This is a genomic window from Aureimonas sp. AU22 (assembly GCF_001463745.1).
Taxonomy (GTDB): domain Bacteria; phylum Pseudomonadota; class Alphaproteobacteria; order Rhizobiales; family Rhizobiaceae; genus Aureimonas.
Map to the genome: position 1 here is coordinate 59,709 of NZ_BBWJ01000021.1, position 9,380 is coordinate 69,088.

The window sequence follows — 9,380 nt, forward strand, 5'->3', positions numbered from 1 at the left end:
GCCCGTCAGTCGATATGGCGGACCGGCAGGAAGTTGACCGCCCGGCCGCTGAAGCGCGCGGCGCTTCCGGGCTTGGCACCGGTCGGCGCGAAGCCGAGCGCCAAGACGTCGTGCGGGCGATCGGCCACCAGCTTGTCGGCGCTCGGCAGGGCGGGGGCCTTTTCCAGCGCGCGGCGCTCGGGATCCACGAGGAGCGCGGCGATCGCCGTCTGCGAGCCGGAGGGCCGCGCGGCGGGCGCACGCTTCTCGGCCCGCATCATGCCGGCGACGCGACTGCCGCGGGCCGTCTGCACCGCAGCCGTTGCGGGCACCACGACGGGGGCGGCATGGCGCCGGTCGAGCGAGGCTTCCAGGATCGGGGGCCGCGCGTCGGGCGAGGGAACGTGAATGAGGGGCTTCGGCTCGGGCGCGAAGGCGGCGGCGAGGATCGGCGCGGGCGCCACCACGCCCGCCGGCCCGGCCGCGGCGATCTCGCGCGCGATCTCGGACACCGCGCCGGCTGCCGCCGGCCGCTCGCGCGGCATCGGGATGCCGTGCGGCAGGGCGGTTTCGGTCGTCGTCTCTTCGGCGAGCGCGGCCACGAGCACGGCGTCGATCGGGTTCGGCTCCTCCGGCGCGGCCTCTCGTGCCGGCGCATGGGTCGGCAGGGGCACGCGCTGGGGTTGGAGGAGGGCGGCGACGGCGACCTCCGCCACCGCCTCGCGCTTCGGGGCGGAGGCGTCGAAGGCACCGGCGTCGGCCATGGCGACGCCGGGCGGCAGCTCGGCCGGCTTCGGCTTGGCCGGAACCGGCTCGGCCACCGGGGCGGGTGGCGGCGCGGCCTTCTTGGCCAGCATCGGCGCGGCCTGCGTTTCCGCCTCGTCCTCGGCCTCGTCGCGCCCGCCGCCGAACAGGGTGGCCAGGAACGAGCGGCGCGGCGCGGCGGAGCCCGCGTCGGCCACCATCAGTTCGGACGCGCCCTTGCGCTTCTTGTAGGAAGCCATCGCTTCGGCATAGCCGGGCATCGGCTTGCCGTCGGCGGGCAGGTGGATCGTCTTGCCGTCGGGGAAGATGCGCGCGAGCTCCTGTCGGCTCATTCGCGGCCAGTAGCGGCCCGAGCCGACGTCGAAATGCACGAACGGCGCGCCCGAGCGCGGATAGAACCCAACGCCGCCGATCTGCATCTTCAGGCCGATCTCGCGCAGCTTGGCGAGCGGCACGTCGGGAATGAAGAAGTCGACCGCCTTGCCCAGCATGTGCTGCGAGTGTTCCGCGACGCCGGTATGGGCCGAGCGCGAGCGCAGCATCTTGTTGGTCTCGGGAGCCCGGAAGCCGCCGATCACGTGGATCGGCATGTGCGAGCCGCTCTTCTGGTAGGCCTCCCACAGGAGGTCGAGGAGGCGCGGATCCATGGTGGTCGGCTGGTTGCGCCGCCAGTCGCGCAGGGCCCAGTTCGCCTTCTTCAGCCCGTCGGCCAAGTACCTGCCGTCGCGCTTGAAGGTGATCTCGGACGTCTCGTGCAGGTTGATGTGGTAGATGCGGAGCGTTCGCGTCTCGGGGCGGGCGGTCGCCGTGGTCCCGAGCGCGACGCCCATCAACCCGGCCGCCAGCGCGGCAGCATGCTTCAGGCGCACGCGCCGTCGCACCGATCCCCCTTCGGCCATCCCCTCACGCCCCGCTCTCGTTTTCGTGAGGCCATTATGCCACAGCGATTGCGACAGCACGAGGGCATGCGTTGCGCGGGGCTGGATCGCCCTTCAACCGGTGCGTGCCGCAACGAGGCTGGCCACGCGTCGTAGCGCCAGCCGGTAGCCCTCGGTGCCACACCCTGCGATCACGCCGTCGGCGCGCAGGGACACGTAGGAGTGGTGACGGAAGCTCTCGCGCTGGTGGACGTTGGAGATATGGACCTCGATCACCGGCCCGTCGAAGGCCTTCAGCGCGTCGAGGATCGCGACCGAGGTATGGGTATAGGCCGCGGGGTTGATGACGATCGCGGCCGCCTCGTTCCGCGCCTCGTGGATGCGATCCACGATCGCGCCCTCGTGGTTCGACTGGTGGAAGGCGATCGCGAGCCCGAGCTCGTCCGCCAGCGCCCGGCAGTCCCGCTCCACGTCGGCCAAGGTCTCGTGGCCGTAGATCTCCGGCTGGCGCAGGCCGAGAAGATTGAGGTTCGGACCGTTGAGGACGAAGACGAGGGGCATGGGGGCTCCGGCAAGGCGTGGGGGATGGGCGGACGCGCCAAGGCTTAGCAGAGGCGGGGCACCGCGCCCATCGCGGGCGAATTTTCGCGCATCGCCGCCGCAAGGGGTGGAATCTTCCCCGATGGGCCCCGGCGGCGCAGCGCGCGTGGCTCGCGCGCTCGACCCCTGCCGACCTATGTTCCGGGTCCCGCGTTCGCAAAAATCGCAAGGACATGCGCCATGGCCGGATCCACGACCCTCAGGAAGCTCGGCCTCGCCGCGGCGATGCTGGCGCTGGCGGCGGGCTCCGCCCTCGCGCAGGAGCCCACCCGGATCCTGAACGCCTCCTATGACGTGTCGCGCGAGCTGTTCGAGACCGTGAACGCCGACTTCGCGAAGGCCTACAAGGCCGCGAACGGCGCGGACGTCACCGTGGACCAGAGCCACGGCGGCTCCTCGCGCCAGGCGCGCGCGATCCTGGAAGGGCTGGAGGCCGACGTTGTCACCTTCAACCAGGTGACCGACGTCGACGCGCTGGTGAAGGGCGGCTTCGTGGCGGCGGACTGGCAGACGCGCTTCCCGCACCAGGCCTCGCCCTACTACTCGCTGCCCGCCTTCCTCGTGCGCGCCGGCAACCCCAAGGGCATCCGCAACTGGGACGATCTCGTCCGCGACGACGTGAAGGTCGTCTTCCCCAATCCGAAGACCTCGGGCAATGCGCGCTACACCTATCTCGCCGCCACCGCCTTCGCGCGCGAGGCCTTCGGCGGCGACGAGGCGAAGGTCGAGGCGTTCATCGCCAAGCTCTTCGACAACGTGCCGGTGTTCGACACGGGCGGGCGCGCGGCGACCACGACCTTCGTGGAGCGCGGGATCGGCGATGTCCTCATCACCTTCGAGGCCGAGACGCGCGGCATCGCCAGGGAATTCGGCGAGACCAAGTACGAGACCGTGGTGCCCCCGGTCAGCCTTCTCGCCGAGTTTCCGGTCGCCGTGGTGGACCGCGTGGCCGAGAAGCGGGGCTCCGAAGCGCTGTCGAAGGCCTATCTCGACTACCTCTACACGCCGGACGGCCAGCGTCTGATCGCCGAGAACGGCAACCGGGTGCGCGACGAGGCGGTGGCGAAGGAGTTCGCCGGCCAGTTCCCGCAGACCCGCCTCCTCACCGTGGAGGACGTCTTCGGCGACTGGCGGAAGGTCCAGGAAGAGCAGTTCGCCAGCGGCGGCGTCCTCGACAGGATCTACGGCGACCGCTAAGGCGGGGCCGACCCATCCGGCCGCTCGCCATGCGGCCGCGCCTTGCGAAGCCGGTTGCCCCAGCCGGCCTCGACCGCATCCAAGGAGCCGTGAAAGCCCCGTGTCCCGCCGCGTCCTGCCCGGCCTCCCGCTGACGCTGGGCTTCACGCTCCTGTTCGTCTGCGTGATCGTCTGCCTGCCGCTTGCCGCCCTGATCCTCAAGGCGGCAAGCCTCGGGCCCGGCGAATACTGGCGCATCGTCTCCTCGCCGCGCGCGCTCGCGAGCTACCGCGTGACCATCGGCTGCGCGGCGGTCGCCACGCTCTTCAACGCGGTCTTCGGTCTCGCCCTCGCCTTCGTCCTGACGCGCTACCGCTTTCCCGGCCGACGGCTCCTCGACGCCGTGGTGGACCTCCCCTTCGCGCTGCCGACGGCCGTCGCCGGCATCGCGCTGACCTCGCTCTTCGCCGCCAACGGCTGGTTCGGAAGCGTGTTGGCCGAGGCCGGCATCACCGTGGTCTACACGCCGCTCGGCATCGTGGTGGCCATGGCCTTCACCAGCCTGCCCTTCGTGGTGCGCACGGTGCAGCCGGTGCTCGAAGACCTCGATCCCGCGCTCGAGGAGGCCGCGCTCTCGCTCGGGGTGTCGGAGCGGCGCATCTTCGCCCGCGTGCTTCTGCCGCTGCTTGCGCCCGCGCTCCTCGCCGGCGTCTCGCTCTCGTTCGCCCGCTCGCTCGGCGAGTTCGGCGCCATTATCTTCATCGCCGGCAACCAGCCACGCTCCACCGAGATCACCGCGCTCCTCGCCTTCATCCGGCTGGAGGAATACGATTATCCCGCCGCCGCCGCGCTCGCCTCGGTCATGCTCTTCGCCGCCTTCGCGATGCTGAGCGTCATCGGCGTCCTCCAGAGCCGCGCCCTGCGCTACACGGGGCGCGCCTGACATGGCGGGACGTCAGACCCAAGTGCGCGTCGGCGACAGGCCGCTCGTGCGCCGCTTCCTGATCGGCGGAACCGTTCTCCTCGCGCTGATCCTTCTGGCGGCGCCCCTCGTCGTCATCTTCGCGCAGGCCTTCTCTGCCGGCTGGCAGGCCTACGGCGCGGCGATCCTCCACCCCGACACGCGCCACGCGATCGGGCTCACTGTCCTCACCGCGCTGATCGCGGTGCCGGTCAACACGGCGTTCGGCGTGGCGGCGGCCTGGTCGGTGACGAAGTTCGACTTTCCGCTGAAGCGCCTCCTCGTGGTGCTGATCGAGATCCCCTTCTCGGTCTCGCCGATCGTGGCGGGCGTCGCCACGCTCTTCGTCTACGGGCTGCAGGGCCTCTTCGGCTCGGCGCTGCAGGACGCCGACATCCAGGTGCTCTTCGCGCTGCCGGGCATCGTCCTCGCCTCGACCTTCGTCACCGCGCCCTTCGTGGCGCGCGAGCTGATCCCGCTGATGCAGGCGCAGGGCCGCGATCTCGAGGAAGCGGCGACCTCGCTCGGTGCCGGGGGATGGCGCACCTTCCGCCGCGTGACACTGCCCAATATCCGCTGGGCGCTGCTCTACGGCATCGTCCTGTGCAACGCGCGCGTCATGGGGGAGTTCGGGGCGGTGTCGGTGGTGTCGGGCAACATCCGGGGCCAGACCAACACGCTGCCGCTCCACATCGAGCTCCTGTACCACGACTACCAGACCGCCGGCGCCTTTGCCGCGGCCAGCGTCCTCACGGTCCTCGCGCTCGTCACGCTTGGACTGAAGGTCTGGCTGGAAGGGCGGGGCGCGGGGCGCCGTCGCCGGCCGGCCGCAGCGCCGCCCGAGATCACCATCCTGCCGCCCGGAGGGCTCCTTCCATGAAGATCAGCCTCGAAGGCATCTCGCGCCTCTTCGACGGCACGGTGCCGGCGGTCGACGACGTGTCGCTGGAGATCGGGTCCGGGCGCCTCGTCGCCCTTCTCGGACCGTCGGGCTCCGGCAAGACCACGATCCTGCGCATGGTGGCGGGCCTCGACTTTCCCGACCGGGGCACGATCCGCTTCGGCGCGGAAGACGCCACCACGATCCCCGTCGCCCGTCGCGGCGTCGGCTTCGTGTTCCAGCACTACGCGCTGTTTCCGCACATGACGCTCGCCGAGAACATCGCCTTCGGCATGGAGGCGCTCACCCCCAAGCGCACGAAGGCCGCGATCGCCGCGCGCGTCGCAGAGCTTCTCGGGCTCGTGCGCCTCGCCGGCCTCGGAGACCGGTTTCCCGCCCAGATCTCGGGCGGCCAGCGCCAGCGCGTGGCGCTCGCCCGGGCGCTCGCCGTGGAGCCGCGCGTCCTCCTTCTCGACGAGCCCTTCGGGGCCCTCGATGCCGCCGTGCGCCGCGACCTCCGGCGCTGGCTGCGCGAGATCCACGACGAGCTCGGCATCACCACGCTCTTCGTCACCCACGACCAGGAAGAGGCGCTGGACCTCGCCGACGAGGTGGTGATCCTGCAGGCGGGGCGCATCGTCCAGGCGGGCACGCCGGCCGAGGTGACGCGCCGGCCCGGCAGCCCGTTCGTCCTCGAGTTCCTCGGCGACGCCAACCGGTTCGAGGTCGTGGTGGAGGGCGGCGGCGCGCGCTTCGGCTCGGCCCGGCTGGCGGTGAGCGGCGTGCCGGACGGGCGTGCGATCCTCTATGCCCGGCCGCGGGATCTGGCATGGGCCACCGGCGGCGAGGGCGTGAGTGCCCGCATCCAGCGCGTCCTCGACCGGCCGGACTCGCGCCGCCTCGTCGCCGTCACGCCCGACGGGCTCGCGGTGGAGCTCGATGCGCCGCCCGAGGCGCCCGTGCGCCCGGGCGAAGAGGGCGTCCTCGCCGCCCTGCGCTGGCAGGTGTTTCCGGCCTGAGAGCCTGTCCGGGGCAGGGGGTACGCTCCGGGCGCACGGCGGCCGCGTCGCCGGGCCGCCGCCGGTCGAAGATCGCCGGCCCTCGATCGTCGTTCGTCGCAATCCGTCAGGCCTGTCGCTGGCCGTCGTCGACCAAGCCGACCGGCCCGGCCGGCCTGAACCGAAACTGAACGGACTGGTTCAGCGTGGTGTGGGCCGGCAGGGACTAAGACCGTCATCACCGAAACACGAACGGTGACGACGATGACCGACGAAATCCATGAAACGCCTGCCCAGGCAAACACCGCGACGACGCCCGCAGCGGAGCCCGCCGCCCGCGGCCGGCGCGCGCCCGCCCGCAACGCGATCCTTGGTGCCGGAGCCCTCGGCATCCTGGCGCTCGGCTTTGCCGGCGGCGCGGCAGCCTGGAGCGCGACGCAGCACCGCGAGGCGACGTTCGACCCCAGTCTCGCGACGACGCCGATCGCCCAGCTCGCGAATGCATCCTCGGTCGGCATTGCCGGCCAGGTCGCCGAGATCTACGGCAACAAGTTCGTGGTGAGCGACGGCGCCGGCAAGGCGCTGGTGGAGACCGGCCGGGCCGGCGAAGGCGGCAAGCTCGTTGCAGCCGGCGAGACGGTCACGGTCCAGGGCCGCTTCCGCGACGGCTTCCTCCACGCCACCGCCATCCGGCACGCCGATCAGCGGATCGACGAACTGGACCCGCCGCCGCCCCTGCATCGTGGGCCGAAGCACCGGCCGCGCGACCTCGGTCCAGCGGGCCCGGATGCGCCGGACGCGGCGAACTGAGCCCTTTCGCTCCGAAGCCACCTCCCTTTCCCCCATGTCCGGCGAAGCCGTCGGGCATCTCCCGGCCCCTTTGACGCCCGTTCCGCTCGGGCGCCATGGCTCACGACCCGTCCGCAAGGCACCGGACTGGGTCTCCCGTTCAAGGAACGAGATCCGCATGATCAAGACAGCTTTGCTCGCAACGGCGTTCGCCGTCGGGCTCACTTCGTTCGCGGCGGCGCAGAGTGCGCCCTCGCCGAACACGCCGCCGCCGCCCGCCGCTTCGGCCATGCCGGGACCGGATGGCGACGCCCGTCCCCTGCCGGGCGACCGCCCGCCCCCGCCCCCGCCGGGCGAGGGACGGCGGCCCGGAGACCACCGCGGGCCGCCGCCGCCGCCGCCGATGGGCAAGGGCGTCGAGATCAAGCTCGGTCGCGATGCGGGCATCCGCATCAACTGCGGCGACGAGCCGATGGAAGCCTGTCTTGCGGCCGCAAAGCCGCTGACCGACCGCATTCCGGATCTCACCCTCCCGCCGGCGCCGCCCGCGCCCACCGACGCGCCGATGCCCTCGGCGAACTGAGGATCGCGGGCCGGGCCGGGCGGCAGGAGATCGCCGCCCGGCCTCGCTGCATGGCCATTTCACCTTGCGTCCTCCGCCCTTCGCAGGGGACGCGCGCGACGCTTTGCCGCCGGGCGCGTTGAACAAGGCTCCAAAGCCTGCGGCAGGAGTGTGCGGATCTGCGAGGCCGACCGTTCGGATCGCGGCCTGGAGGCGGCCGGTCGCGATTCCCGGGGCCCTCACGCAAAGATGCTGGTGCCTGTCCCATTTTCGCCCTCGAAACCGTGTTCGCAGGCGCGTGATGCGCGGCGCGGAGCCGAAGGGACCGGCCGGGTCGGAACCGTACACAGGCCGCTGTCGGGGCGGCGCAGTGGCACAAAACGCGTGGCTTCGCATTTGCAACACCGTGCTGCGGGGAAGGTGGGGACATGACGGACGAGGAAGCGCTCACGCGCAGCATCGGTCAGCGTTTCAGGTCGATCCGGCTGCAGCAGCGCCAGACGCTCCAGACGATGGCTCGCGCGCTCGACGTGTCGTACCAGCAGATCCGCAAGTACGAGACCGGCCAGAACCGCATCAGCGCGAGCACCCTGTATCGCGCCGCGGGCGTCCTCGGCGTCGATGTGGCCCGCTTCTTCGACGATCCCGCGCGGACCGCTGAAGCAGCCGGCGGCGATCGCAAGGCGGAGAACGACGACCTCGCCCGGGCTCTGAGCCGCATCGACGATCCGCACGTTCGCCGACGTCTCGTGGACCTGATCTCGATCCTCGATACGAAAAGCTGAACGAGACCGGCCGGCCGAAACCGCTCCCGACGCTCCGGCGCCGTCCGGCACGGGACGGGAAGGGGTCGCCGAGGACCTTAGGATGGTTTGCCGCTGCCGACCGTCCTTGACAGTTTCGTGAACGGCACTCTGTTCGGACGGACAACGGATCTCGAGCAGGAAACACGATCTTGGACATCAGCGCGCCGCAAATGACGCCGGATACGGATGGCTCGGAGTCCGGTCTCGAACTCGCCGCCGAGGATCCCGAGGACGTCGTTCTGGCGCCGGCCGAGGCGTTTCCGAGGATCGATCTGCGGGCCAAGGGGGAGCCCTGGGAGCGTCGCCGCGCGGCGGGCAAGCAACTGCGGACGGCCGTGCCGTATGCCCTGCATGCCGAGCCGGTGTCGATGGAAGGGCGCCCCGATCCGATCGAGCTGGTCGAGCGCTCCAACGCCGGCCGGCAGTCGGCGCTCGTACCGCTGCGCATGGCCCGGATGGTGGAATCGCCCTTCGCATTCCTGCGCGGTGCGGCCGGCGTGATGGCCTTCGACCTGTCGCGCACGCCGCGCAGCGGCATCGACGTGGTGATGAACGGCGACGCGCATATCAGCAATTTCGGCCTGTTCGGCACGCCGCAGCGCGACGTCGTCCTCGATCTCAACGATTTCGACGAGGTGACGATCGGCCCGTGGGAATGGGATCTCAAGCGTCTGGTGGCGAGCCTCAATGTCGTGGCGCGCCAGCAGGACATCGGGCGAAGCGAGCGGCGGCGCATCGTCGCGAGCTGTGTCGAGGGCTACCGGCGCTCGATGCTGGACCTCGCGCCGCAGGGGCCGATCGACGTCTGGCACCGGGCCGCCCGCGCCGATCGGCTCGACTTCGACGGGATCGAGATCGACGCCGATTCCCAGGCGACGCTGCGCAAGGCGGTCGAGAAGGCGCGCCGACGCGACAACGCCATGCTTCTGGAAAAGGTCGGCGAGCGGCAGGTCGACGGCGGTTGGCGCTTCCGGCTCGACCCGCCG

Annotated in this window: 10 protein-coding genes; 8 read left to right on the plus strand and 2 right to left on the minus strand. The window is 71.3% G+C overall.

Features of this window, described 5'->3' with window-relative positions; translation table 11 throughout:
* Positions 1-5: 5 nt before the first annotated feature.
* Both AUL34_RS22730 and aroQ read right to left on the minus strand, forming a co-directional pair.
* A complete protein-coding gene (locus AUL34_RS22730; protein WP_244492489.1) occupies positions 6-1,613 on the minus strand; it encodes a DUF882 domain-containing protein in 1,608 nt (535 codons plus the stop codon).
* Positions 1,614-1,736: 123 nt separating this feature from the next.
* A complete protein-coding gene (gene aroQ, locus AUL34_RS08275) occupies positions 1,737-2,183 on the minus strand; it encodes a type II 3-dehydroquinate dehydratase (RefSeq protein WP_061933106.1) in 447 nt (148 codons plus the stop codon).
* A gap of 219 nt (positions 2,184-2,402) precedes the next feature.
* Between aroQ and cysP the strand changes: the two genes are divergently transcribed.
* From cysP to AUL34_RS08315, 8 genes are all read left to right on the plus strand, one after another.
* Positions 2,403-3,419 carry a thiosulfate ABC transporter substrate-binding protein CysP gene (gene cysP, locus AUL34_RS08280; RefSeq protein WP_061933108.1) on the plus strand — a complete coding sequence of 339 codons (1,017 nt, stop codon included), beginning with the start codon at positions 2,403-2,405 and terminating at the stop codon, positions 3,417-3,419.
* Between the two features lie 100 nt (positions 3,420-3,519).
* Positions 3,520-4,341 carry a sulfate ABC transporter permease subunit CysT gene (cysT, locus tag AUL34_RS08285; RefSeq protein ID WP_061933111.1) on the plus strand — a complete coding sequence of 274 codons (822 nt, stop codon included), beginning with the start codon at positions 3,520-3,522 and terminating at the stop codon, positions 4,339-4,341.
* A gap of 1 nt (position 4,342) precedes the next feature.
* A complete protein-coding gene (gene cysW / locus AUL34_RS08290; RefSeq protein ID WP_061933113.1) occupies positions 4,343-5,239 on the plus strand; it encodes a sulfate ABC transporter permease subunit CysW in 897 nt (298 codons plus the stop codon).
* On the plus strand, positions 5,236-6,258 hold the full coding sequence (locus tag AUL34_RS08295; RefSeq protein WP_061933115.1) for a sulfate/molybdate ABC transporter ATP-binding protein: 1,023 nt from the start codon (positions 5,236-5,238) through the stop codon (positions 6,256-6,258). Before cysW ends, AUL34_RS08295 begins: the two co-directional genes overlap by 4 nt.
* Before the next feature lie 243 nt (positions 6,259-6,501).
* Positions 6,502-7,047, plus strand: coding sequence for a hypothetical protein (locus tag AUL34_RS22815; protein ID WP_244492490.1), 546 nt, complete (start codon positions 6,502-6,504; stop codon positions 7,045-7,047).
* Positions 7,048-7,204: 157 nt separating this feature from the next.
* Entirely contained in the window at positions 7,205-7,609 is a 405-nt protein-coding gene (locus tag AUL34_RS08305) for a hypothetical protein (RefSeq protein ID WP_061933119.1), read from the plus strand.
* A gap of 407 nt (positions 7,610-8,016) precedes the next feature.
* Positions 8,017-8,373: a helix-turn-helix domain-containing protein gene (locus tag AUL34_RS08310; RefSeq protein ID WP_061933121.1), complete on the plus strand. Its 357-nt coding sequence runs from the start codon at positions 8,017-8,019 to the stop codon at positions 8,371-8,373.
* 170 nt (positions 8,374-8,543) lie between these two features.
* Positions 8,544-9,380 (plus strand): DUF2252 family protein (locus tag AUL34_RS08315; protein ID WP_244492491.1); only part of this gene is annotated, 837 nt, incomplete at its 3' end.